The 25,193-nt window shown below is 55.2% G+C and carries 23 protein-coding genes; 13 read left to right on the forward strand and 10 right to left on the reverse strand.

The annotated features are described in order from the left end of the window. Window positions 1-49 precede the first annotated feature (49 nt). From AC2D8P_RS07785 to AC2D8P_RS07820, 8 genes are all read right to left on the reverse strand, one after another. Window positions 50-784 (reverse strand): SDR family NAD(P)-dependent oxidoreductase, encoded by a 735-nt coding sequence (locus tag AC2D8P_RS07785; RefSeq protein ID WP_484701718.1) that lies wholly within the window; start codon window positions 782-784, stop codon window positions 50-52. Then, window positions 781-1,515 (reverse strand): SDR family NAD(P)-dependent oxidoreductase, encoded by a 735-nt coding sequence (locus AC2D8P_RS07790; protein WP_484701720.1) that lies wholly within the window; start codon window positions 1,513-1,515, stop codon window positions 781-783. The genes AC2D8P_RS07785 and AC2D8P_RS07790 overlap by 4 nt, the downstream gene beginning before the upstream one ends. Next, the gene (locus AC2D8P_RS07795) at window positions 1,512-2,636 is read right to left on the reverse strand and encodes a mandelate racemase/muconate lactonizing enzyme family protein (protein ID WP_484701721.1); all 1,125 of its coding nucleotides are present in this window, start codon (window positions 2,634-2,636) and stop codon (window positions 1,512-1,514) included. The genes AC2D8P_RS07790 and AC2D8P_RS07795 overlap by 4 nt, the downstream gene beginning before the upstream one ends. 2 nt (window positions 2,637-2,638) lie before the next feature. After that, a complete protein-coding gene (locus tag AC2D8P_RS07800; protein ID WP_484701722.1) occupies window positions 2,639-3,745 on the reverse strand; it encodes a mandelate racemase/muconate lactonizing enzyme family protein in 1,107 nt (368 codons plus the stop codon). Further along, window positions 3,745-4,833 carry an alcohol dehydrogenase family protein gene (locus tag AC2D8P_RS07805; protein WP_484701724.1) on the reverse strand — a complete coding sequence of 363 codons (1,089 nt, stop codon included), beginning with the start codon at window positions 4,831-4,833 and terminating at the stop codon, window positions 3,745-3,747. The genes AC2D8P_RS07800 and AC2D8P_RS07805 overlap by 1 nt, the downstream gene beginning before the upstream one ends. Further along, the gene (locus AC2D8P_RS07810) at window positions 4,830-5,384 is read right to left on the reverse strand and encodes a TetR/AcrR family transcriptional regulator (RefSeq protein ID WP_484701725.1); all 555 of its coding nucleotides are present in this window, start codon (window positions 5,382-5,384) and stop codon (window positions 4,830-4,832) included. The genes AC2D8P_RS07805 and AC2D8P_RS07810 overlap by 4 nt, the downstream gene beginning before the upstream one ends. Window positions 5,385-5,465: 81 nt before the next feature. After that, window positions 5,466-7,493 (reverse strand): oxidoreductase, encoded by a 2,028-nt coding sequence (locus AC2D8P_RS07815; protein WP_484701726.1) that lies wholly within the window; start codon window positions 7,491-7,493, stop codon window positions 5,466-5,468. A gap of 94 nt (window positions 7,494-7,587) precedes the next feature. Beyond that, on the reverse strand, window positions 7,588-9,141 hold the full coding sequence (locus AC2D8P_RS07820; RefSeq protein ID WP_484701727.1) for a trimethylamine methyltransferase family protein: 1,554 nt from the start codon (window positions 9,139-9,141) through the stop codon (window positions 7,588-7,590). A gap of 156 nt (window positions 9,142-9,297) precedes the next feature. Between AC2D8P_RS07820 and AC2D8P_RS07825 the strand changes: the two genes are divergently transcribed. The 3 genes from AC2D8P_RS07825 (at window position 9,298) to AC2D8P_RS07835 (ending at window position 12,090) form a co-directional block, all read left to right on the forward strand. After that, entirely contained in the window at window positions 9,298-10,305 is a 1,008-nt protein-coding gene (locus AC2D8P_RS07825; RefSeq protein ID WP_484701729.1) for an NAD-dependent epimerase/dehydratase family protein, read from the forward strand. A 120-nt stretch (window positions 10,306-10,425) separates the two neighbouring features. After that, the gene (locus tag AC2D8P_RS07830; protein WP_484701730.1) at window positions 10,426-11,139 is read left to right on the forward strand and encodes a sugar transferase; all 714 of its coding nucleotides are present in this window, start codon (window positions 10,426-10,428) and stop codon (window positions 11,137-11,139) included. Window positions 11,140-11,211: 72 nt separating this feature from the next. Next, on the forward strand, window positions 11,212-12,090 hold the full coding sequence (locus tag AC2D8P_RS07835) for a phosphotransferase family protein (protein WP_484701732.1): 879 nt from the start codon (window positions 11,212-11,214) through the stop codon (window positions 12,088-12,090). Window positions 12,091-12,093: 3 nt separating this feature from the next. Here the strand turns inward: AC2D8P_RS07835 and ubiB are convergent, their stop codons facing one another. Next, the gene (ubiB, locus tag AC2D8P_RS07840; RefSeq protein ID WP_484701733.1) at window positions 12,094-13,629 is read right to left on the reverse strand and encodes a 2-polyprenylphenol 6-hydroxylase; all 1,536 of its coding nucleotides are present in this window, start codon (window positions 13,627-13,629) and stop codon (window positions 12,094-12,096) included. Next, the gene (gene ubiE, locus AC2D8P_RS07845; RefSeq protein ID WP_484701735.1) at window positions 13,630-14,373 is read right to left on the reverse strand and encodes a bifunctional demethylmenaquinone methyltransferase/2-methoxy-6-polyprenyl-1,4-benzoquinol methylase UbiE; all 744 of its coding nucleotides are present in this window, start codon (window positions 14,371-14,373) and stop codon (window positions 13,630-13,632) included. A gap of 84 nt (window positions 14,374-14,457) precedes the next feature. Here ubiE and mutM point away from each other — a divergent pair, with 84 nt between their 5' ends. From mutM to sseA, 10 genes are all read left to right on the forward strand, one after another. After that, window positions 14,458-15,309 (forward strand): bifunctional DNA-formamidopyrimidine glycosylase/DNA-(apurinic or apyrimidinic site) lyase, encoded by an 852-nt coding sequence (gene mutM / locus AC2D8P_RS07850; protein ID WP_484701737.1) that lies wholly within the window; start codon window positions 14,458-14,460, stop codon window positions 15,307-15,309. 64 nt (window positions 15,310-15,373) lie between these two features. Continuing rightward, window positions 15,374-16,150: an enoyl-CoA hydratase gene (locus AC2D8P_RS07855; RefSeq protein WP_484701739.1), complete on the forward strand. Its 777-nt coding sequence runs from the start codon at window positions 15,374-15,376 to the stop codon at window positions 16,148-16,150. Window positions 16,151-16,312: 162 nt separating this feature from the next. After that, the gene (rpsT, locus tag AC2D8P_RS07860) at window positions 16,313-16,576 is read left to right on the forward strand and encodes a 30S ribosomal protein S20 (RefSeq protein WP_484701741.1); all 264 of its coding nucleotides are present in this window, start codon (window positions 16,313-16,315) and stop codon (window positions 16,574-16,576) included. A gap of 216 nt (window positions 16,577-16,792) precedes the next feature. Further along, the gene (locus tag AC2D8P_RS07865; protein ID WP_484701742.1) at window positions 16,793-17,245 is read left to right on the forward strand and encodes a rhodanese-like domain-containing protein; all 453 of its coding nucleotides are present in this window, start codon (window positions 16,793-16,795) and stop codon (window positions 17,243-17,245) included. Window positions 17,246-17,273: 28 nt separating this feature from the next. Further along, window positions 17,274-18,656: a chromosomal replication initiator protein DnaA gene (dnaA, locus tag AC2D8P_RS07870; protein ID WP_484701744.1), complete on the forward strand. Its 1,383-nt coding sequence runs from the start codon at window positions 17,274-17,276 to the stop codon at window positions 18,654-18,656. Between the two features lie 120 nt (window positions 18,657-18,776). Continuing rightward, window positions 18,777-19,895, forward strand: a complete 1,119-nt coding sequence (dnaN, locus tag AC2D8P_RS07875; protein WP_484701746.1) for a DNA polymerase III subunit beta — start codon at window positions 18,777-18,779, stop codon at window positions 19,893-19,895. Window positions 19,896-19,965: 70 nt separating this feature from the next. Continuing rightward, a complete protein-coding gene (gene recF / locus AC2D8P_RS07880; protein ID WP_484701747.1) occupies window positions 19,966-21,075 on the forward strand; it encodes a DNA replication/repair protein RecF in 1,110 nt (369 codons plus the stop codon). A gap of 181 nt (window positions 21,076-21,256) precedes the next feature. Next, window positions 21,257-23,674, forward strand: coding sequence for a DNA topoisomerase (ATP-hydrolyzing) subunit B (gyrB, locus tag AC2D8P_RS07885; protein WP_484701870.1), 2,418 nt, complete (start codon window positions 21,257-21,259; stop codon window positions 23,672-23,674). A 57-nt stretch (window positions 23,675-23,731) separates the two neighbouring features. Further along, window positions 23,732-24,205 (forward strand): SsrA-binding protein SmpB, encoded by a 474-nt coding sequence (gene smpB / locus AC2D8P_RS07890; RefSeq protein WP_484701749.1) that lies wholly within the window; start codon window positions 23,732-23,734, stop codon window positions 24,203-24,205. Window positions 24,206-24,338: 133 nt separating this feature from the next. Continuing rightward, window positions 24,339-25,193: a 3-mercaptopyruvate sulfurtransferase gene (gene sseA / locus AC2D8P_RS07895; RefSeq protein ID WP_484701751.1), complete on the forward strand. Its 855-nt coding sequence runs from the start codon at window positions 24,339-24,341 to the stop codon at window positions 25,191-25,193.

The following is a 25,193-nucleotide window of genomic DNA, read 5'->3' on the forward strand; positions in this document are numbered from 1 at the left end:
CGTCAAATGCCAAGTCGATTGTGGTCTCATTCGGTGTGAGTTTTTTCTGCTATGGCAAACTCAGTTTCGCCATGCGCCCCCCATCTACTGTGTAAATCTGGCCCGTGACAAAACCACTTTCTTCGGATGCTAAAAACGCTACCAGTGCGGCAACCTCTTCAGGTGCGCCGGTCCGACCCACGGGGTGTATGGATCCAATTTTGGCACGGAAGGTTTCGGGGTCGGGCATGGATGCAACAAATTCGGTGTTCAATTCGGTATCTATCCAACCTGGGGCGACGGCGTTGCAACGGATGCCCTCTGGCCCATGATCGATGGCCACAGCGCGGGTCAGGCCGTGCAGTCCAGCCTTTGAAGCGCAATAGGCGGCGTGGTGGGGGTTGGCCCCCAGTCCCTCGATGGACCCGATATTGACGATTGCACCTTTTGTTTCTCGCAGATGTGGTAGGGCGGATCGGATCAGCAGAAAAGGTGCAGTCAAATTGACGGTTAAGGTCTTTTGCCAATCCACAACGGCCATGTCCTCGATCCGCGCTTCCTGCATCATGCCAGCGTTGTTGACCAAAACATCCAGTTGCCCCGCACGGTTAATCACTTCAGAGATCACCTGGGCTGGGTTGGTGGGATCGGTGAAATCAGCTGAAATCGAGTCAAACTCAGAGTCTTCGCCGCGTTGAGCTGTAAAGACACGCGCGCCCTCATCTTGCAATCGTCGGGCAATGGCCTGACCAATGCCAGATCGCCCGCCTGTGATCAATGCGACCTTTCCTATAAACCGGTTCATGACACGGCCTTTCCACCGTTGACCTCTACCAAAGTGCCACACATGTATCGCGCAGCGTCGGATGCTAAAAACAGGACCACATCGGCAATATCCGCGGGTTCAGCAATCCGACCAAGGGGCACGGACTTGCCCAGTTCCGCCACGGCCGTATCGGGATCAAAGCCCCGCATTTCAAATCCGGTGCGCAGCATTGGCGTGTTGACCTCGTTCGGACAGACGGCGTTGATACGGACGCCCAAATGGGCGTGATCACGACCCATGCATTGGGTGAGCGATGCAATCGCTGCCTTGGTCATGCAGTAAACCGCGTGGTTGGGACCGGGGCGCAGGCCCCAGCACGATGCGGTGTTGACAATTGTCCCACCGCCCTGATCAGCCATGATCGGGATCGCAGCCCGGCAGATGCGGAATGGGGCTTCGACATTTACACCCAACGACAGTGCCCAATCGTCATCAGATGTGTCCGTGACCGATCCGCGCGTAATGACGCCTGCATTGTTGATCACAATGTCGAGCCCTCCCAGCGCCTCTGCCGCTTGGGCAGGCAGGTTGTCTGCATAGGAGGGATCAAGCAGGTCACCGGGCAGCTGAGCATCGGCCTCTATCCCGTCCGTGTTGCGATCCGCGACCGCAACGCAGGCGCCTTGGCCCCGCAGCATCCGGGTGATTGCGGTTCCGATGCCTCCTGCCGCGCCGGTGACCAGCGCGGTTTTTCCCGTGAAGTCCATCATGCACCCCATGTGGCGACCGGATCGCCCAAGATCTCAGTGTTGACGAAAAGGCCGAGGCCCGGGGCTTGGGGCGGCAGTACACCTCCCTGTTCCACAGGGGCATCAAAGCTGGCGGTTTGAGTGGTGACCATGTCGCGCGTGTCCAGAATGCATCTTAGCAGTTTGGTGGGCACGGTCGCCCCCATATGCACAATCGCGGCAAAGGCGATCGCAGATCCGACAGTGTCTTGCACGCTCATCGTCAGGCCTGCCGCCCGGCAGATATCACGCTGACGGCGGGCATGGGTCAGACCACCAGCCTTGGTGATCTTCAATCCAATCCCATCGGCCATGTCCTGCCCGACGATCATGGCGATGTCTGCGTCCTGCTGCGCCAATTCATCGATGATGATCGGCACATTGCAACGCTTGCGCAACGATAGGGTTTCGCGCCAGGTCGCGCACGGGGCTTCCAGCACAAAGTCTAGCCCTTCGGGCAGCAAGCGCAACATTCGTAGCGCAGTTTCTGGGATCAGCCCACCATTTGCATCGACGATGAAATACTCGCCCGGTTGACGATCGGCCAGACTTGCAGCGATGCGTTCGGCATCCAGGGCGGGGCCGCCCTCTGCCTCGCTCGCACCTATTTTTATGGAATGACCCATGTAACCCTTGGCGCGGTGCTTGGCGACACGGGCGCGCATGTCGTCGGGTGATCCTGCGTAGATAGAACTGATCGTTGGCAGGCGTTGACCAGTTGAACCGCCCAACAGTTCGCACACCGGCATGTTGACGGATTTACCAAATGCATCCCAGCAGGCGACATCAATGGCCGCTTTGGCATGATTGTGCCCGGACAGGGCCTCATCCATCGCGTCATTTATGCGGTCCAATTGCCTGGGATCACGGCCCAGCAGATACGGGGCGATTTCGGTGATTCCCGCGCGTGCCCCAAGGGCGTGTGCGGCGATGTAGTTGGGCCCAAATGGGGTGGATTCACCCCAACCTTCGACACCGGTATCCGTGGTTAAGCGGATGATCGAGGCATCAAAGCTGGTGTAGACCCGCCCACCAGAGAGCTCATAAGCTCCGCCGGCATAGGGAAGGTCGATCCGGTACATGTCTATTTTCGCGATTTTCATCATTAACCTCCGAAAGAGGCGACAGGTGCGCCAAATTGCGTTTCATCAGGGCTGATGTCTAGGCCGGGCCCAGAAGGTAGGGCGATATGACCACCTTCGACCTTAATCCCGCTCACTGGGTCATAGTTGCCCTCGATATAGGGCGCGGCGAGCCAGACGCCTTCTAGCAATTCGGGCTTCACCGTCGCACCGATATGGGTGCAGGCTGCAGCAATGATATCCCCGCCCCAGCTGTCATCACAGGTGTGGGGCAGGCGTTTTGCCTCTGCAATATCGCGAAAAGCGCGCATGTTATGCAGACCGCCGATGCGGGTGACTTTCATCCCGAACCCGTCCACGAGCCCGGTTCCTGCGGCGTTGATCACGGAAGGCAGATCGACGGAATTTTCATCCATGTAGATCGCGTGTTGGACCATGGGTCGAATTTGGCGCAGATCTTCGGCGCTGTAGCAGGGCTGTTCCATGATGAACGGGATATCGGGACATTCGCGGCTCACACGGATGGCATCACGTGTGGTCCATCCGCGATTACCGTCCACGGCAAGGCGCACGGTGGTGCCGACGGCCTCCCACACTTTGCGGATGGTTTCGATGTCGATCTCGACAGGTCGGCCGCCAACCTTGATTTGCAGCCGCGGATAGCCCTCATCACGTTTTTCCGCAGCAAGGCGGGCAATGTCGTCAGGTGCCCCCACACCGGTCGCGTAATAGGAAGGTACGCGGTTTGTTGCAGCCCCGCCCAACAGATCGGCTACCGATAAGCCCAGTGATTTGCCAAGCGCATCATGCACTGCAATATCCAGCGCCGCTTTGGCGTAGTTGTGGCCAGTTAAAAGGCTGTTCATTTGGCGGTGTAGGGTTAGGGGCAGGCAGTCGGTGCCGATCAGGCCCGGGGCCATTTGGCAGAGCGCGGTGCGGGCGCCGGTGGCATGTGCTTCCGCATAGGTCGGGCCGACGGGACAGGTTTCTCCCCAACCGACCACGCCAGTTTCTGTGATGATTTTGATCAATGTGGTGTCCAGTGCCCAAACTTCTGCATTGGCCATGGTATATGGGCCGTTTTGAACCGGCAGGTCATGTTGGTAGATATGGATTTCCGTGATCTTCATCATTTCACCTGCGGGGGGATCAGTACAAGCTTGCCGGTATGTGTCTTGGCGAGAAAGTCCTCTTGTGCCCGATGGATTTCGGACAGGGGATAGGTCGCGGCCAGCGCGGGGCGGATTTCGCCGCGCTCGACATAGTCGATCAGATCTGGGAAAACGTGATCCGCCTGAAAGGTTGAGCCGAATAATGACAGGTCTTTCAGGTAGAGCGTCCGCACATCCAATTCTGTGATTGGTCCGGCTATCGCGCCTGCAGTGGCATATCGCCCACCACGGCGCAACACATCCAACAGGCTGGGCCAGGCGGGACCGGCAACCAAATCAATGACGACATCAACACTGTCTTTGCCCAACTCGGCCACCAGATCGGCGTTGCGGTCGACGATTTGATCCGCACCCAACGCGCGAACATCTTCCGCTTTGCTGGCAGAGCTGAGCGCAATAACACTACCGCCCCGGCGTTTCACCAGTTGCACAGCAGCAGATCCCACACCACCCGAGGCCCCGGTGATCAGCACGCGTTCGGCACCCACGCTGGCACGGTGTAGCATGTTTTCGGCGGTGGAATATGCGCAGGGGATTGAGGCCAGTTCGGCATCGGTCCAATTGCAATCGATGGCGTGCGTGAACTCCGATTTCGCCACTGCATATTGGGCAAATCCACCATCACATTCGGATCCGAACGTGATGCAGGTAAAGGGGGCACACCCGTGTACCGGTTGGATGGTTTGCACCAGCACGCGCTGGCCGATCTGGACTGTATCCACGTTTGACCCCACAGCGACAATATTGCCGCAAACATCTGCCCCCTGAATGCGCGGGAAGGTTAGGGGAATGCCGGACCAGCTGGCGTCGTCATCATCGACAGCATCAAACCCGTCTGCCCCGCCGGTTTCGGTATCAGTGGCCACGGCTTTGGAATACCAGCCGATCCGCGTGTTGATATCGGTGTTGTTGATACCTGCAGCGGTGACATTGATCAAAACTTCACCTGCCCCTGGTTTGGGGACAGGAAGGTCATCGCGGTAAACAAGCTGATCCAACCCGCCATGGCCAATCAACTGTACGCCATGCATGGTGCCCGGTATCATTTTGGTATTCCTTCTGCTGTCAGCAAGGCACGGGCCAGCCGAAGGGCTGCGCGTGTGGCAATTTCTGGGGAACGTGTCATTGCTGTGTCAGTTTGCCCCTCGTGAATGGTTAGCAAAGCTTCCGACAGCTCTTCGGTGTCAGAATGGGGGGCGATGTTTTTCAGACGACGGGCGAATTCGACCCGCACGCAATTTTTGTGATGTTCAGCTATCTGGCGCACGCCCGGTGCATCCGGATATGCAGCAAGAGCATTCAGGAACAAACAGCCGTTATTCGCACCTTTCACTAACCATTCGCCAAGCCTCTCAAAGATATGCAGGATATGGCCCTGACCGGTTTTTGGGCCACCAGAGATCCAATCCAGATAGACCTCGTTGCGATATTCCAGCGCACCGACGATCATCGCCTCGCGACTGGGATAATACTTGTAGAGAGTGCGCAGGGAGACATCGGCGCTTTCGCGCAAGGAATCCACGCCCGGTATAGCAAAGCCCATTTCGGCAAACTGCGCATCCAGATTGCGGGCGATTCTGAGTTTGATACTCTCCATGACAACTATGGTAGAACGATCGCTTTACTATTGACGCGCGCATTACCGACACGAGGCTTAATCAAAAGCGACCAACGAAAGTTAGAAAAAAATGCAGGCTCGCATGGCGTCCAGGATCGTGGCGTGCAAGTTGCGGCGGGTGACTGCATCGCCAATTCGGGCCAGATGAAACTGACCACCCGAATTGTGCAATTTGAAAGGGTTGCGCCCATCGATCAAAGCCTGATGATCCAGTTGACCAAAGTTCAGAGAGAACGGTTTTAGCTGGAAATACAATTCATCCATAGGTGCAGCACCATTTTCGTGAACGACTGCATCTACGACAACTTCTTCGGTGTCACCTGTCAGGACATGACGCAGCATGGCACGTTTGCGATTTCCATCAGGGCGGACGCCGGCAAGCTCTTGTAGGCAGGAAAACACGACACCTTGCGAGGATAAATCTCGTAGTGCGACGGATGAAGTCGTCGGGCCCAGATCATGCAACAATGTACGGTCGGGCGTGATCAGCCGAACCCTGCAGCCATCGCGCGATAATACATCGGCGGTGACGGCCGCGGGATGATCGCCAACCTCATCCACCAGAAGCACATCGCCAGTCAACCGAACTTCGCCCGACAACACATCATTGATGCTGTGGATTAGTTGCGCACCCGGAAGATCGGGGGGATGGGGCCAAGCCCCAGTGGCAATAACGACCAAGTCTGGCGAATGTTCCGTGATATCCTCTGCCTCAACATAGTGATTTAGATGGGTGGTCACTCCCAAGTTGCCGACCTCGGATATTAGCCAGTCCGCCACGCCCCAAATTTGCCGCCGAGTCATCCCTTTTGCTGCGAGATTGAGCTGCCCACCCAATCGATCTGACGCCTCATTCAACGTCACATGGTGGCCACGTAGGGCGGAAACACGCGCAGCTTCTAATCCACCGGGTCCACCACCAACCACAATGACGCGCTTTGCAGAGCCCGCGTGAGGAATGAAGTGCGGAAGCGTGGCCTCTCGCCCCGTTGCGGCATTGTGGCCGCAAACCGCCGGTTTGCCTTGGTTCACGCGGTCCACGCAATAGCCGAGGCCGACACAGGGTCGAATACGATCCTCTTGCGTGGCTTTAAGCTTTGCCACCAGATGTGGGTCCGCGATGTGGGCACGGGTCATACCGACCAGATCAACCAGACCTTCGGCCAAAGCATGGCGTGCGGTTGCGATATCGGCGATACCACCAGCATGCAGGATCGGCAGGTTAACCGCCTGTCGGATGCGACCTGCGATGCCGAGATGCGGGGCTGCGGGCAAACCCATTGGGCGGACCCATTCGGCCAGGCCCAAGTCGTCATAAGGAGCCCCGACCATGATGTTCAGCAGATCGACTTGACCGGCGGCCTCCAGCATTCGGGCAACTTCAACGCATTCCTCGGCGGTTTGTCCGCCCGGGGCGGCTTCATCACCTGTGATGCGGATGGACAGGATGAAGTCTGGTCCGGTTTGGGCGCGCACGGCATCAAGCACCTGTCGCATCAGGCGCATCCGATTTTCCAAGGACCCGCCATAGTCATCTTCTCGTTGGTTGACGATAGGTGACAGGAACTGACCCAGTAGGTGCGAGTGTGACAAAATCTCTATCCCGTCAAAACCACCTTGGTGACACCGCCGTGCGGCGGCGGCAAAATCGTCAACGACACGGGCGATGTCCTCGACCTCCATCACCTTGGGGAAGGCGCGGTGGGCACGTTCACGCACCCCCGATGGTGCGATCACAGGCAACCAATACCCGTCATCCCAGGCGGTGCGTCGGCCCATATGGGTGATCTGGCACATGATCGCTGCGCCCTGTTGGTGAACGCCATCGGTCAGACGCTGAAACCATGGGATGATACTGTCATCACCGGCATAAAGCTGACCAAATACCGACGGGCTGTCCGGCGCAATATTGGTCGAGCCTCCGACCATTGTCATGGCGAGGCCGCCTTTGGCCTTTTCTTCGTGATACAGGCGATAGCGGTCGCGCGGATGCCCGTTCTCGACATAATTCGGTGCGTGCGCAGTGCTGACGATGCGGTTGCGCAGGGTCAAGTGGCGTATTTGGAGCAGATCAAGAAGGCCCGTCATATAATGGACACCGTGTCGACGATCCAAGGGGGCACTTCCGGGGCGCTGCCCCGGACCCCGAGGTATTTAGGGTGAAAGGAAGACATGGAATTGATCAATAGTCCTGATTAAGGGCATCTGCGGCGGGAATTTCGCGTTCGCGGCGGGAAATATAATCGAGAAGCGCTTCGTTCCTTGCCTCGTCCAGTTTTGGTTCCTGATATTCCGATAACATTTTGCGCGCATGAGTCAGGGCGCGTTCGGTGATTTCGACACCACCTTCGGCTTGCCATTGCTCGATAGAGTTGTTGTCAAACATTTCCGGCATAAAGAACGCCTGTTGAAAGTTTTCCAGTGTATGCGGGTGGCCCAGATAATGCCCACCCGGGCCGATATCGCTGACGGCAGAAAGGGCTTCGTCAAAATCGTCCCATTTCGGCCCTTCGGCCATGCGGTAGGCCATAGCGCATTGCTCGGCATCGACAATGAACTTGGCAACAGAACAATGCATACCTGCCTCATTCCAGCCAGCCGAGTGCCAGATATAGTTGGCCCCGGCATGCATGACCGAAGATAAGGTAGTGGCGGATTCGTAACCCGCCTGGGCGTCGAAGGTTTTGGCCCCACCCAGCGTGTTTGAGGTCCGCCAGGGCACGTCGTAATACCGCGCCATCTGTCCGATCATGAAGTTCATCAGGCTGATTTCCGGCGTGCCAGCCATAGGCGCGCCGGATTTCATCGACACCGTCGATAAGTAATGGCCATAGATCGCTGGACATCCCTTGCGAATGACTTGTGTGTAGGCGAGGGCAGACAATGCCTCTGCATTCAACTGGGCAACAGTTGGCGCAACAGAGGCCGGTGTGTTGGCCCCGCCTAGAACGAAGGGCGAGCACAGTACAGGTTGATTGCGCCGATTGAAGGCTCGCATCGCGCCCAGCATCGTTTCATCCCAGACAAGTGGCGAGTTTCCGTTGCAGTTGCCGGTTACGACGGGGTGATCCTCCAGAAACCCATCACCAAAGAGGATTTCGCACATATCCAGCACGTCCTCTGCATTCTTAGGGCTGGTGGTCATGCCCATGAACGTTTTGTCGGAATATTTCATTGACGAATAGGTAATACGCAGGTGGCGTTGGCTAATCGGGTGATCATAAGGTTCGACAATATGGTGGGCCGAGCTGTGCATTGCTGGCGACATGTGGCTGAGTTTGTGAAACATTGCCAAGTCATCGAGCGTCGGATTGCGCCTGACATCATCCAAATCACGCAAAAACGGTGCGCCGGTCATGGGGACAAAGATCGAATGCTTGCCGCCCAAGCGTACGTTCTTATTCGGATCGCGGGCATGATAGGTAAAATCAGAAGGAATGGTTTTGATCAATTCACGAACCAGACCACGGTCCAGAAAAACGGTTTCGTCAACCACTTTTGCACCCGCCCGTTTCCAATCTTCCAAAGCGATGGGATCGCGGAAATGAACCCCCACATTTTCAAGGATATGCATTGATGCCTCGTCAATGCGATGCACTTGTTCCCCGCTCATGACCTCGCATAACGGTATATTGCGCGTCAGACCGGGCAACATGTCATGTTGCGGAGCAGAACGCAGAGCATGACGCGCACTGCGGCCACCTGCGCGCAATCTTACTCGGTCTTGAACTGTCATAGTGATCTCCTCTATCCCTGCCCTGTTATACGGCGCAAAATGTTTAGCGTGCGCCACAAGTTGCGAAACATATCTGCAAAATCCGACCTGCATCATGCGCCTTGTTCCCGACTAGATCAGGCAATAGTCTTGCGACCAAATAAGTTGCGAGGACAAATGACGCGCATTCTGGTCACCGGCTCAGCCGGTTTCATCGGCTTCCACTTGTGCCGCCGCCTGTTAGCAGAAGGCAAAAACATTATCGGGATCGACAATCTGAATGCATATTATGACCCCGAACTAAAAAAGGCGCGATTGGAGATTCTGCGCGGGTATTCCGGCTTTGCCGAAGTTGAGGATTCAATCGAGAGCCCTGGTCGCCTCGCGGAATTGTTTGCCGAACACAGGCCAGAAATCGTGGTGCATCTGGCGGCCCAAGCAGGTGTGCGACATTCAATCGATGCGCCTAGAGACTATCTGGAATCCAACCTCATCGGGACGTTTGAGCTGTTGGAGGCGGCGCGCAACTATCCGCCAAAGCATATGTTGCTGGCGTCGACATCTTCTGCCTATGGCGCAAATTCAGAGATGCCTTATGTGGAAACGCATCGTTCGGACCATCAGATGTCATTTTACGCAGCGACCAAAAAGGCGACGGAGTCCATGGCCCACAGCTATGCCCATCTTTACGATTTGCCCACGACAATGTTTCGTTTTTTTACCGTTTATGGCCCATGGGGTCGGCCGGATATGGCACCGATGAAATTCGCGAAGCGGATCATCGCCGGCGAGCCAATAGATATATATAATCACGGTGACATGCTGCGAGACTTTACCTATATCGACGACTTGGTTGAGGCGATATGCAGATTGATCCCTTCAGCACCAGTTGTTGGGGAGCCTGTTGGCGGTGATAGTCTTTCCCCGGTTGCGCCACATAGAGTCGTCAATATTGGGACGGGTTCACCGGTGCAGTTGATGGACTTCATATCCGCGCTAGAAGGTGCACTGGGCATCAAGGCAATGGAAAACTATATGGAAATGCAGCCCGGTGATGTGCCCGCGACATGGGCTGATACGTCGCTTATACGCGCCTTGGTTGGAGAGATCGAAGTCACGCCTTTATCCCGCGGGGTCCGCGAATTTGTCGACTGGTACAGGGGCTGGGATGGTCTTCTCAAATAGACTCAAAAACAGACTGGGTTTTGGTTGCAAGTAATCGGGAGTTAACTGGAATCACGCAAGGTAGCGATAGCTGTATACTTGTGTGAAAGGTCGACGATGCGATCCCGTTGTGAAAACAATATGGATGTACCGAACCACTCGAACCAGCTTGGCAAGCGTGTGTTGGACTTGGTTCTCGTCACTATATTGGTCCCGATACTGATATTTCCGATGCTGGCGGTTGCAATTGCGGTTGCTCTTTGTGATGGGCGCCCGATCCTATACCGATCCGAACGAATGCGCACTCCAGACAAGTCCTTTTATATGTGGAAGTTCCGTACGATGAAGCGGTCAGGAGATACCTGCGGGGTGTCGGGTGGTGCGGCGTTGGACAGAGTGACAGATATTGGCCGTTTCTTGCGGGCGAGTCGGCTGGATGAATTGCCTCAGTTTTGGAATATACTGCGCGGCGATATGAGCTTTGTCGGCCCTCGGCCACCGTTGCAGTATCATGTCGAAAAGTGTCCTGAATTTTACAAAGATGTCCTGCAATCAGTTCCCGGTGTGACAGGCTTGGCTAGCCTTGTATTTTATGAGCATGAGGAGCGTATTTTACGACAGTGCCAGACCGTCAATGAAACCGAACAGATATATTACAATCGGTGCATTCCACGTAAGGCTCGGTTGGATTTGCTGTATCTGAAAAACCAAACGCTCTGGTTGGATTTGTGGATAATATGGAAGACATGTGGCGTGGTATTTGGGCTATGCCACCAGAGAATGCTCAACCAAACCAGGCCCAATCTTCCGATGGTCGCCCGTACTCAGGGGGAGTTGAAGGCAGTAGAAACCTGATTTGATGCTTGTTCTCTTCATCGTGAGAATTTAGCGTTTGCGCTGAATTGAACGACGGAGCGCAAGCAGTTGGTGTCGCAGCAAACACATCGAGAGACAGCAAATCTGCTTGCATCGGAGCTCACATCTCGGGGCCTGATCGAAGCCCAGGCAAGATGGTCGCCGTTGGCGGGTGGGCGGACAAATTACTTGTGGCGCGTTGATCAGGATCATGCCCCTTGCTTAGTTGTAAAGCTTTATCCCCATGACAGGCAAACACCACTGTTTCGAAATGACGGTGTTGCAGAAGCGGCAGTTTTAACCAGCCTTGCCGGACTTGGGCTTTCCGCTGATCTACACGTCAGTACCGTAAGCGAACAAGGGCCCTGCGTTATCTATCACTATGTGGATGGAACTCCGTGGACGAGCAACGTTGGCGTTGTTTCACGATTGCTATCGCGCTTGCACGGTTTGAAAACAGATGTCAGCCTTCCATTTGCGCCAACGGGATCGGAAGAGCTGCGAATCCAAACCGATGAGATCCTGTCTGCCTGTGATCGCAGCAGTGCAGAGAAACTGAGCCGCTATAGGCCACGGATGGTCGTCCCTCCAAATACGCAGCGTTGCTTGCTTCACGGTGACGTGGTTGCCAATAATATTCTGCAGACCGAAAACGATACCCGCCTTATTGATTGGCAATGTCCGATGTTGGGTGAACCCGCCGCGGATATTGGGATATTTTTATCTCCCGCAATGCAGAACCTGTATGGCGGCACAGTGCCAACAGCATTGTTTATAAACCATTTTTTTGAAACTTACGGATCTGGAGAGGTTGAAGAGCGTTACCGTGCCCTTGCGCCTTGGTATCATTGGCGAATGGCTGCGTATTGCCTATGGAAGTCAGAGCGTGGGGCGCATGACTATCGTGATGCCATGGACCTGGAACTTAATGCACTGTCAGCGCTGATCTGAGGGTTAACCCCAGTACCAGGAACAAAACCCAGCCGCCGCCAACGCCAGTACCGCGCCCAGCAGTCCCCACCCAAAAGCAGTCCACCAGCTTTGTCGGTTTTGCGTCGGTATTGCGGTGGTTTGACGTATCAGCGCAGCCTCTGCCATGGCCGGAAGATGCGGCCCAAATCTGGAGATGACACGCAAGGTTTGAGCCAGATCGCGGACCAGCGCCTTGGGGCCAATGCTGTCTCGGACATAGTTTTCGACCACTGGTTTGGCGGTTTTCCAGATGTTTATGTTGGGATTGAGCGAGCGCGCCACCCCTTCGACCACCACCATAGTGCGCTGTAAAAGGATCAGCTCTGTCCTGGTTTGCATCCCAAACCGTTCGGTCACCTCGAACAGGTAACTCAGGAGATTTCCCATCGACATATTGGTGGCATCCTGACCGAATATCGGTTCACCAACAGCACGCAGGGCACGGGCGAATTTATCGACATCCTGGTTTGCGGGAACGTAGCCTGCCTCGAAATGCACTTCGGCCACACGTATGTAATCGCGCTTGATGAAACCATAGAGAATCTCTGCATAAACCCGGCGCGTGTATTCGTCGATATGACCCATGATGCCAAAGTCAAAGGCGATGATGGACCCGTTTTCCTGAACCTTCAGATTGCCCTGATGCATATCGCCGTGGAAATACCCATCCCGCAGGGCATGTGACAGAAAGAGCGTCAAAACCCTTTCTGATAGTGCAACCCGATCATGACCTGCCGCGTCCAGCGCGGCGTTGTCACCCAGCGGAACACCTTCGGCCCATTCCAAGGTCATGACTCGGCGGTTGGACACGTGCCAATGAACGGATGGGAGGGCAAAACCCTCGTCCCCTTCGGTCTTTGCCGCAAACTCCGACGCGGCAGCGCTTTCCAGACGCAGGTCAAGTTCGCCCATAACGACGCCCTCAAAATGCTCAACCACATCATGGGGCCGCAGGCGGCGGGAGGCAGGGGAAAGAAATTCAATAGCGGACGCTGCGAAATAGAAGGCGTCAATATCTTTGCGAAAGGCGCGTTCAATTGCGGGGCGCAGCACCTTGACGGCGACCTCTTCGCCGGTGTCGCGCAGCCGTGCCTTGTGCACCTGTGCGATGGAGGCGGCGGCGACAGAGTCGCTAAACTCTGAAAACAGCGCATCTGCGGGCTGACCAAGCTCTGTCTCTACACTTGCTTTTGCCACGTCGGTGGCAAAGGGCGGCAGCTTGTCTTGCAGAACCCGCAACTGGGTGGCGAGGTCGTCGCCAACCACATCAGGCCGGGTCGAAAGAATTTGCCCAAATTTGATGTAGGCAGGACCAAGGGCAGTCAGCGCGCGTGTGACAGGCGGCATGTTTTGATCGCCCCGAAGCCCCAGCAACTTGAAGGGCCAGCCCAGCACGCGTGCGGCGATACGCAAGGGTTTGGGCGCATCCATTGCATCCAGAATAACGCGCATCGCTCCAGTGCGTTCAAAGGTGGCGCCAGTGCGCGCCAGTCGCCAGATATTATGGGGACCACGCATCTAGATTTTCCACCCGGAATGCAGGGCCGCGATGCCCATGGAAAGATTGCGGTACTTGACATTGGCAAAGCCCGCGTCACGGATCATGGCCGCAAATGTGTCCTGATCCGGGAACTGTCGGATGGATTCGACCAAATACTGATAGCTGTCCGCATCATTTGCGATCAACTGGCCCATTTTCGGGATGATGTTGAAGGAATAGAGGTCATAGACCTTTTGCATCATGTCATTTGGTATTTGGCTGAATTCCAACACCATCAGCCGCCCGCCGGGACGCAGAACACGGCACGCTTCGGACAGGGCGTCGGGAACACGCGTAACGTTTCGAATGCCAAAGCTGATCGTATAGACATCAAAACTGTTATCAGGAAACGGCAGTGCCATGGCATCGCCCACGACCCAATCCAGGCTATCTGACATCCGATCAGCCTCTGCCCGTTTACGACCCTCTACCAACATGGATTCGGTCATGTCCAAAACCGTGGCATGTGCATCGCCTGCGCGTTTTAGAAATCGAAAGGAAACGTCGCCAGTGCCGCCCGCCACGTCCAATAGATGTTGGCCGGGGCGCGGGGCCAGCCAATCCATCATTGCGTCTTTCCAAAGGCGATGGACGCCCATCGACATGGCATCGTTCATCACATCGTATTTCGAGGCGACATTGCTAAAAACCCCATGCACCATCCCGGCCTTGTCAGCCTCGTCCACGGTCTTGAAACCAAAATGGGTGGTCTTGTTGGTCATGGGTCTTGCCGTTTCGTTATCAAGGCATTCTTATAAGCCGCTCATGCCGCGATACAATGTGTGAAAGAGCAAGGAAAGAGCAACGTGCCAGAATTGCCAGAGGTCGAGACGGTTCGCCGCGGATTGCAGCCGGTGATGGAGGGACAGAGGATTGTCCGCGCGGATGTGCGCCGACCCGATCTGCGGTGGCCTTTCCCGGACAGGATGGCGGAACGCTTGAAAGATGCTCGTGTTACGTCGCTTAGGCGTAGATCGAAGTATATTTTGTGCGATCTTTCGACGGGCGAAACCCTAATCATTCATTTGGGCATGTCCGGGCGCATGTTGATATCTGGCGCGATGCTGGGCGGTTTTTACCGCGAACATGCGGTGCCTGAGAAGCATGATCACGTGATATTGGAGATGGATAGCGGGGCACGGATGACGTTCAATGATACCCGGCGTTTTGGAGCGATGGATCTTGCACCAACGTCCCAGCTTGAAGCACACAAGCTGTTGGCCGGGCTGGGGCCGGAACCTTTGGGAAATGGCTTTCATGCGGATTACCTGGCATCGCGCCTTACTGGGCGAAAAATGCCGATCAAATCCGCCCTTTTGGATCAGAGAATCATTGCCGGGCTTGGAAACATTTATGTGTCCGAAGCGCTTTTCCGCGCTGGGATTCGTCCAACGCGCGCTGCGGGTAATATTGCCGCATCACGCATTGTGACGCTGACCCCAATCATTCGAACAGTGCTGGAAGAAGCGATTGAAGCAGGTGGATCGTCTTTGCGAGACCATCGCCAAACCGATGGCGAACTGGGCTATTTTCAACACAAATTCAAAGTTTACGATAAAGAAGGGCAGGCGTGTCCCACTGAGGATTGTGATGCGCAAATCACAAGAATTGTGCAATCCGGAAGATCAACATTCTATTGCCCCAAATGCCAAAGATGACTTGATCCCGGGCGGTAGGATGTTATGGCTCTGAGCCTGACGAATTTCCAAAAGGCAATTATCCATGGCCAATAAAACCCTTCTCGTTGAGCTGCAAGACAACGTCAAAGTCATTCAGTTAAACCGTCCAGACGCTCTGAACGCGCTTAATGTTCAATTGCTGTCTGAACTATCGGGTGTTCTGAACGATGCAGAGCAGGATAGTCGGGTGCGTTGTGTTGTCATCACTGGATCCGAGAAGGCTTTTGCCGCAGGCGCAGATATCAAGGAGATGGCTGATAAAAGCTTTGCAGAGGTAGCTGGCTCTGATTTGTTTGGGGCTATTGCTGAACGGTTTCGGACGTTTCGCAAGCCAATTATCGCTGCCGTGTCCGGTTATGCGCTGGGTGGTGGCTGTGAGCTGGCAATGATGTGTGATTTTATCATTGCTTCGGATACCGCCAAATTCGGCCAGCCAGAGATCAATCTTGGCGTTATGGCGGGTATGGGTGGATCACAACGACTGACCCGATACATTGGCAAATCCAAAGCCATGGATATGAACCTGAGCGGTCGGTTCATGATGGCCGACGAAGCGGAGCGCGCCGGGCTGGTCAGCCGTATTGTGCCTGCCAAAAAACTGATGGAAGAAACGCTCGCCACGGCGCAGAAGATTTCAGAAAAATCCATGTTGTCCCTTATGGCGACAAAGGAATCGGTCAATCGCAGCTACGAGGTGACGTTAGCCGAAGGTCTGCTGTTTGAACGGCGATTGTTCCATTCTCTCTTTGCGACCGAAGATCAAAAAGAAGGAATGGCGGCCTTTAGCGAAAAGCGGGAACCTCAGTTTCGCGACAAGTAGGTTTAATTTCCCGTTTGCATTCTCCGCAAAACCATCTATATGCCCCCGTTATACATGCGCGTGAGGCCCGCCTTGGCCAGAATCACCCCGGTTGACGCCTTTCCGGTTGGGTCTCGTAGACGTGCGACAGATATATGTGACCCGAAATAAGGTTTGATAAACATGGCTAACTCGCCTCAAGCAAAAAAACGCGCCCGTCAGAACGAGCGTCGTTTCGAAATCAACAAAGCGCGTCGTTCGCGCATCCGGACTTTCCTGCGTAAAGTCGAAGAAGCAATCATCTCCGGCGACAAAGCGGAGTCAGAAGCTGCTCTGCGCGCCGCACAGCCCGAACTGCATCGCGGTGTGACCAAAGGTGTTCTGCACAAAAACACCGTTGCACGCAAATTGTCCCGGCTTTCTGCCCGAGTCAAAGCTCTGGGGTAATTTTCCCGACATCTTAAAATTTGAAATGGCGTGTCAAATTGGTCACGCCATTTTTTTTGTCTTTCCACATCCTCTCTGGATTCAAATGGAAATTTAAGCGCGATTGGGATTCGTTTCCGTAAAGGTCAGAGTCAAGGATGAAGTTCTGTTGCGCGCGTGGCTTTCGGCTTGTTAGCTTGGCGGTGCGATTCACGTCTACTTTGGGGGGACATAGGGATGAGCACGGGCCGCGTTGCCCAGTGTGTGGCTGAGGTATCGCCTCAGCAGGCTTGGGATACACTGGAAAATGATGACAGATCCGTGCTTATTGATGTCAGATCAAGAGCCGAATGGAGTTTCATTGGCGTTCCTGATCTGACGGCGTTGGGCCAATCGACACTGCTCGTCGAATGGGCCAGCTTTCCTGAAATGTCCGTTAACCCGCATTTTGCGGAGCAGGTTGTTGAAGCGCTTGGGCCGGATATGCCGGCAAAGCTGCTATTCATCTGCCGTTCCGGTGTGCGGTCCCTCTCAGCTGCTAAAGCAGTCGCCGAAGTCCTGTCGAAAGATGGGGTCGAAGCTGATTGCATAAATGTTGCCGAAGGGTTCGAAGGAGATCTGGATGCACGGGGGCATCGTGGCTGTGTGAACGGCTGGAAAGTCCGAGGGTTGGCATGGCGTCAGTCCTGAACAGAACGGCAGACAGGTAGAAGTAAGAATGACAGATGACACTTGGGGACGTGTACGAGATGAACTGGCAAAGACTGTTGGGCAAAGCAATTTTGTAAACTGGATCGAACCGCTGGAGCTTGCCGACCTGCGCGAAGGCGTAGCGGTTTTCAATGTACCAACAAGTTTCATTGGCAATTGGGTGTCTCGGAACTTTGGCGATCATATCCTGCACCACATGAAGCAGGCGGGTCAGTCCGTGAAGCGGATCGAATTTTCCGTGTTACAACAAGGGGGCCGCGTACCCGCAGCAACAACGGCAAAGCCAACAACCCGTTCTGCACCAACAGCGTCGCGTTCATCAGAAACCCTGGATGCTGCCCCATCCGATCTTCCCGGTGCGCCACTGGATTCGCGTTTTACATTTGACCGGTTTGTTGTCGGCAAACCAAATGAGCTTGCCCATGCGGCGGCGCGGCGCGTGGCCGAAGGCGGCCCGGTATCGTTCAATCCCCTCTTTCTTTATGGTGGAGTGGGGCTGGGTAAAACGCACCTGATGCACGCGATCGCGCATGAGCTGAAGACCCAGAGACCCGACCTGAATGTCGTTTATTTGTCCGCTGAACAATTTATGTATCGCTTTGTGCGGGCACTGAGAGAACGCCGGATGATGGATTTCAAGGAACTGTTCCGTTCCGTTGATATTCTGATGGTTGATGATGTGCAATTCATTGCGGGCAAAGACAGTACGCAGGAAGAATTTTTCCATACGTTCAATGCCTTGGTCGATCAGAACAAGCAGATAATCATTTCTGCCGACCGGGCCCCGGGTGAGATTAAGGATCTGGAAGATCGCATTCGCAGCCGCCTGCAATGTGGCTTGGTCGTTGATCTGCATCCGACGGACTATGAATTGCGTTTGGGTATCCTTCAACACAAGGTCGATCAGTATCGGGTTCAGCATCCCGAACTTGTGATGGTCGATGGCGTTCTGGAATTTCTGGCCCATCGCATTTCCACAAATGTGCGCGTTCTTGAAGGTGCGCTGACCCGGCTGTTTGCCTTTGCATCACTGGTTGGTCGTGAAATCACGCTGGAACTTGCGCAGGATTGTCTTGCGGATATTTTGCGCGCATCCGATCGCAAAATTACGGTCGAGGAAATTCAGCGCAAAGTTTCAGAACACTATAATATCCGCTTGTCGGAAATGATCGGTCCGAAACGAGTGCGCACCATCGCCCGCCCGCGTCAGATTGCCATGTATCTTGCAAAGCAGCTAACGTCGCGCAGCCTGCCGGAGATTGGCCGTCGTTTTGGTGGGCGGGATCATACGACCGTCATGCACGGAGTGCGCAAGATAGAAGAACTGCGCCTGCTCGACAATCAGATGGACGAAGATCTGGAATTGCTGCGTCGCAGCCTCGAAGCCTGATTTTAAACGGTCGGGGCCTTGACGGTCCCGCCAATCCATCAGACAGTCCAACAAAAGACTTTACCGGGGGATTGAGTCAGGTACATTCGCTGCCCCGGATGTGCGCGAGGGAGCGATCAAATGAAAATCAGTGTCGAACGTGGTGCGTTGCTGAAAGCAGTGTCTCAGGCACAGTCTGTGGTGGAACGGCGAAACACCATTCCGATCCTTGCCAATGTTCTGATCGAAGCCGAAGGCGAAGCGGTCAGTTTCCGTGCTACCGATCTGGATATCGAGGTCGTAGACAAGGCCATTGCCCAAGTTGAGCGCGCAGGCGCCACTACGGTTTCCGCCGTTACCTTGCATGAAATTGTTCGCAAACTGCCGGATGGGTCATTGGTCACGCTGACAGATGATGGGGCAACGGGCAGGCTGACGGTAGAGGCTGGCCGGTCAAACTTTTCACTGGCGACCTTGCCAAAGGAAGATTTCCCGGTGATGGCGTCGTCCGAATATTCGGCGAATTTCTCGGCCCCAGCCCCAGTGCTGCGCCGTTTGTTCGATAAATCGAAATTTGCAATTTCCACCGAAGAGACTCGTTACTATCTGAACGGTGTCTACATGCATGTGGCCGATAGTACTGATGGGAAAGTGCTGCGTTGTGTCGCCACGGATGGTCATAGGTTGGCGCAAATCGATGCAGAGCTGCCCGATGGCGCAGCCGATATGCCGGGCGTTATTGTACCGCGCAAGACGGTGGGGGAAATGCGCAAGTTATTGGATGACGACGATCTGCAGGTTGCGGTTTCTGTCTCGGAAACCAAGGTGCGCTTTGCCACGCCAGATATTACCCTGACATCCAAGGTGATCGATGGAACCTTCCCGGATTACACGCGCGTTATCCCGACGGGCAATACCCGAAAGCTCGAAGTGGATGCCGCAGAGTTTGCACAAGCTGTTGATCGTGTGGCGACGGTGTCGTCAGAACGGTCGCGTGCGGTGAAATTATCCTTGGACGAGGATCGGTTGATCTTATCCGTCAACGCCCCGGATGCTGGCGCCGCCGAGGAAGAACTGGCCGTAGCCTATGACGACGAACGGCTGGAAATTGGGTTCAACGCGAAATATCTGTTGGAAATTGCTAGCCAGGTGGATCGTGAGAATGCGGTATTTTTGTTCAATTCTTCGGGCGATCCGACATTGATGCGAGAAGGTGGCGACACAACCGCCATCTATGTTGTCATGCCGATGCGCGTGTGACGAAGAAGCGAGACGGAACAGAATCTCCTCGGAAGGCCGTTTTCCTATCACTCAGACATGAGTTGCGGCGATGACCAACCTTGCCCTGACGGCGCTAAGCCTTTCGCATTTTAGGTCGCACAAGATCTGCCGATTGCAGTGTGATGCGCGACCGATTGCAATCTATGGCGCGAACGGCGCAGGCAAAACCAATATCCTGGAAGCGGTTTCGTTGCTGTCCCCCGGGCGGGGGTTGCGGCGTGCAAAAGTGGATGACCTTGCCCGCCGGCCGGAAGGATTGGGGTGGAAAATACGGGCCGAGTTTGAAAGCTTCGGACAAAATCACGAGGTCGAATGTTGGGCGGAGCCCGGACAATCGCGGCAGGTTAAAATCGATAGCAAAGCTGCGAGCCAAATTGCTTTGGGCCGAATTGCTAGGGTGTTGTGGTTGGTTCCATCCATGGACCGGTTGTGGATCGAAGGTGCCGAAGGACGCCGCCGGTTTCTGGATCGCATGACCTTGAGTTTTGAGCCGAGCCATGCGGAAGCGTCCCTAAACTACGAAAAAGCAATGCGAGAGCGAAATCGCCTGTTGAAAGATCAGGTTCGCGATCCTCATTGGTATCGGGCGCTGGAAGCGCAGATGGCTGAATCTGGTGCCATGATCACCAGAAACCGGAAACAGGCGCTTGCGGCATTAATCGCGGCTCAGGCGGTCTCTGAGGCGCGCTTCCCGACCGCAGAGCTGGAGATATCTGATCCAGAGGGCGCTGAGACCCCCGAGGAATCATATGACCTGAAAGACGCGTTGGGTCGGTCGCGTCAAAATGATCTCATCGCAGGACGAACGCTAATTGGCCCCCACAGGGCGGACCTGTCGGCCATTTATGCGGCGAAAGGGGCCTTGGCGCGCGATTGTTCTACGGGCGAACAAAAGGCATTGCTGTTGTCGCTGATCCTGGCTAATGCGAGGGCGCTAAAAGAGCAAATCGGCGCGCCCCCTGTTCTTTTGTTGGATGAGGTCGCTGCACATCTGGATGAAAATCGACGGGCGGCATTGTTTGATGAAATTTGCGCGCTTGGTGCGCAGGCCTGGATGACCGGAACCGGCGCGGAGTTGTTTGAGGCGTTGGGTCAACGCGCACAATACTTCGAAGTGTCTGAGAGTGAAGGAACAAGCGTAACAGCTTCCGTGCCTTGAAACGTTTGTGCGGATTGGACGGCGAATTCTGTTAGAAGTTTGCTGCCATTGACCCGTGCGTTTTATGCCAGCGCGAGGGGCAGAAATCTCATTTCCCAAGGGCACAAAATATTGTGCCAATTGCGTGACATTCCCCCCTGAAAAGCCTATAACTTGAGCCAATAAAATGGGAATGAGCAGAATGGTCGAAAGCGCGCAGGTGCCAGAAGAATATGGCGCCGATTCTATTAAAGTTCTCAAAGGGTTAGAGGCTGTACGCAAGCGCCCTGGGATGTATATCGGTGACACGGATGACGGGTCCGGTTTGCATCACATGGTGTATGAAGTCGTGGACAATGGGATCGACGAGGCATTGGCTGGTCACGCAGATGCTGTGTCTGTAACGCTGCATGCCGACAATAGTGTCTCGGTCAGCGATAACGGACGCGGCATTCCCACCGATATTCATGAGGAAGAGGGCGTTTCCGCCGCCGAAGTCATTATGACCCAGCTCCATGCCGGGGGGAAGTTTGACTCAAACTCCTACAAAGTTTCGGGCGGGCTGCATGGCGTCGGTGTTTCGGTGGTAAATGCGCTGTCCGATTGGCTGGAACTGCGGGTCTGGCGGCATGGCAAGGAACATTATGCAAGGTTTGAACGTGGTGAAACCGTAGAGCATTTGCGCGTTGTCGGGGACGCCAATGGCCGCAAGGGGACAGAAGTCCGGTTTCTGGCTTCGACGGATACTTTCTCAAATCTCGAATACAATTTCGACACGCTGGAAAAGCGTCTGCGTGAACTGGCCTTTCTAAACTCTGGTGTGCGAATTCTGCTCGAAGATGATCGCCCGGCAGAGATGTTGAAATCCGAACTTTTCTACGAAGGTGGCGTCAAGGAGTTCGTCAAATACCTTGATCGCCATAAAAGCCCGGCCTTGGCCGAGCCGATTTATGTCCGCGGAGAGCGTGACGATATCGGGATCGAGGTCGCGATGTGGTGGAACGACAGCTACCACGAAACGGTGCTGCCTTTTACCAACAACATTCCACAGCGCGATGGCGGGGCCCATTTGGCGGGTTTCCGGGGTGCGCTGACCCGGACCATCAACAATTATGCCCAGTCCAGCGGTATCGCGAAGCGGGAGAAGATCAACTTTACCGGCGATGATGCTCGTGAAGGATTGACCTGTGTTCTGTCGGTTAAGGTGCCGGACCCAAAATTCAGCAGCCAAACCAAGGATAAATTGGTCAGCTCCGAAGTGCGCCCGGCTGTCGAAGGCCTGATGAATGAAAAACTGGCCGAGTGGTTCGAAGAGAACCCCAATGAGGCCAAGTCCATTGTCGGCAAGATCATCGAAGCGGCTTTGGCCCGGGAGGCTGCGCGCAAGGCGCGTGAGCTAACGCGCCGTAAGACGGCGATGGATGTGAACTTTTTGGCGGGCAAACTGAAAGACTGTTCGGAAAAAGACCCGGCCAAGAGCGAGGTGTTCCTGGTCGAGGGTGACTCTGCGGGTGGCTCGGCACAGACAGGCCGGGATCGGCGCACGCAGGCCATCCTGCCCCTGCGCGGTAAAATTTTGAATGTGGAACGTGCCCGGTTTGACCGGATGTTAGCCAGCCAGGAGATCGGTAATCTGGTCATGGCTCTGGGCACGGGGATCGGGCGAGACGAGTTCAATATCGCCAAGCTGCGCTACCACAAGATCGTCATCATGACTGATGCTGATGTGGATGGCGCGCATATTCGTACGCTTTTGCTGACCTTCTTTTACCGGCAAATGCCAGAACTGATTGAAGGTGGGTATCTTTATATCGCGCAGCCCCCCTTGTACAAAGTGGCACGCGGGCGGTCTGAGGTGTATCTGAAGGATCAGGCGGCACTGGATGATTATCTGATTGAGCAGGGCACAGAGGGTGCCTCGATGCTTCTGGCGACGGGCGAAGAAATTGTTGGTCAGGACCTTTTGCGCGTTGTCGAAGAGGCACGCTCAATACGTCGCATCCTGCAAGTTTTCCCGACCCATTATCCGCAGCACATTCTGGAACAAGCGGCGATTGCGGCAGCGTTCGTACCGGGGGTGGTTGATGCCAACCTTCAGGGTGTAGCGGATGCAATAGCGGCGCGCCTGGATCAGATCGCCGTGGAATACGAACGTGGCTGGCAAGGTCGCCCGACGCAGGACAAGGGTATCCGTCTGGCGCGTCTGTTGCGTGGTGTCGAAGAGGTTCGCACGTTGGATGGCCACGTGATCCGGTCTGGCGAGGCACGTAAATTGGGCAGCTTTACCGACGCCTTGATAGAGATCTATGGCAAGCCAGCCAAACTGGTGCGCAAAGACAAGGAAACCCTGATCCATGGTCCATCGGACCTGCTTCAGGCGATCCTGGCTGAGGGTGAAAAGGGTTTGAGCTTGCAACGCTACAAGGGCTTGGGGGAGATGAACCCTGATCAGTTGTGGGAAACCACGCTGGACCCGGATGCGCGCACGCTTTTACAGGTCAAGATCGATGACATGGTCGAGGCGGATGATCTGTTCACCAAGCTGATGGGCGATGTGGTTGAGCCGCGGCGCGAATTTATTCAGCAAAATGCCCTGAACGTGGAAAATCTGGATTTCTAAGATCAGATGGGGTGAGCATCACTGGACTTGCCCCGTCTGACACCATAGATCAGCGCAATGGCCAAGAAACCCGAGGATAAGAATTACAAGGTGATCGCCGACAACCGGCGTGCACGCTATGACTATGCGATCGAGGATGATCTGGAATGCGGTGTCGTTCTGATGGGATCCGAGGTCAGATCCCTGCGGGTTGGGAAATCTAACATTGCCGAAAGCTATGCCTACGTGGAAGATGGGGAACTGTGGCTGGTCAACAGCTATATCGCCCCCTATGAACCGGCCCGACAGTGGGGGCACGAAGAACGCCGCCGCCGGAAACTGCTGGTCAGCAAGCGCGAGTTGTCAAAGCTGCATCAGGCACAAAGCCGGGCGGGAATGACGTTGGTGCCTCTGGTTCTGTATTTCAATCACAAAGGCATCGTGAAACTGAAAATCGGCATCGCCAAGGGTAAGAAAATTCATGACAAGCGCGCGACAGAGGCCGCGCGTGATTGGGGACGGCAAAAACAACGGTTGCTGCGAAACGGCTGATCCAGCCTGCATGAAGACTAATCTTGAGGCGAATTTTTCCGTTTGGTGCCACTTCCATTGTTGTCCGACCTTGCCTCCGGCCTCCCCTCTCGGTAGGCACTGAATAACGCCCAGCTCCCTGACGAGGTGCAGTATGACCGCTGATGATCCTAAGACGCTCGTTTCCACCGAATGGCTCGCCGCACATCTGAAAGACCCGGATCTACGGATATTTGATGCCAGCTGGTATCTGCCGGACATGGGACGGGATGCGCGGGCCGAATATGATGCGGCCCATATCCCCGGGGCGCGGTTTTTTGACATCGATGAGATCAGCGATCATCGCTCGCAACTGCCCCACACTGTGCCGCCCGTAGAAAAGTTCATGTCCCGGATGCGGGCTTTGGGGGTTGGGGATGGACATCAGGTGGTGGTTTATGATGGCGCCGGCTTGTTTTCTGCGGCCCGCGTTTGGTGGATGTTTCGCCTGATGGGCAAAACGGATATCGCGGTTCTGGATGGGGGCTTTCCAAAATGGAAGGCCGAAGGTCATCCGATCGACGACATGCCCCCGGTCATCCGTGACCGGCATATGACGGTGCAGCGCCAATCACACCTGATCAAGGATGTGACGCAGGTCGCCTCTGCCTCCAAACTTGGGGATTATCAGATCCTGGATGCTCGCGGTCCCGGCCGGTTTAGTGGTGAAGAGCCAGAACCCCGCCCCGGCATGCGGGCCGGGCATATCCCCAATTCCAGGAACGTCCACTATGCGACATTGTTGAACGCTGATGGCACAATGAAATCGCCGGACGCGTTGAAAAAGGTTTTCGCCGCAGCAGGTGCGGATCTGACAAAGCCGGTGATCACGTCTTGTGGATCAGGAGTGACCGCCGCGATCATCAACCTCGCCCTTGAACGGATCGGCCATGATCGTCACGCCTTGTATGACGGATCTTGGTCGGAATGGGGCATGTATAACGACCTGAAGGTCGAAACCGGAGCCTGA

This window comes from Roseovarius sp. YIN77 (assembly GCF_057219155.1).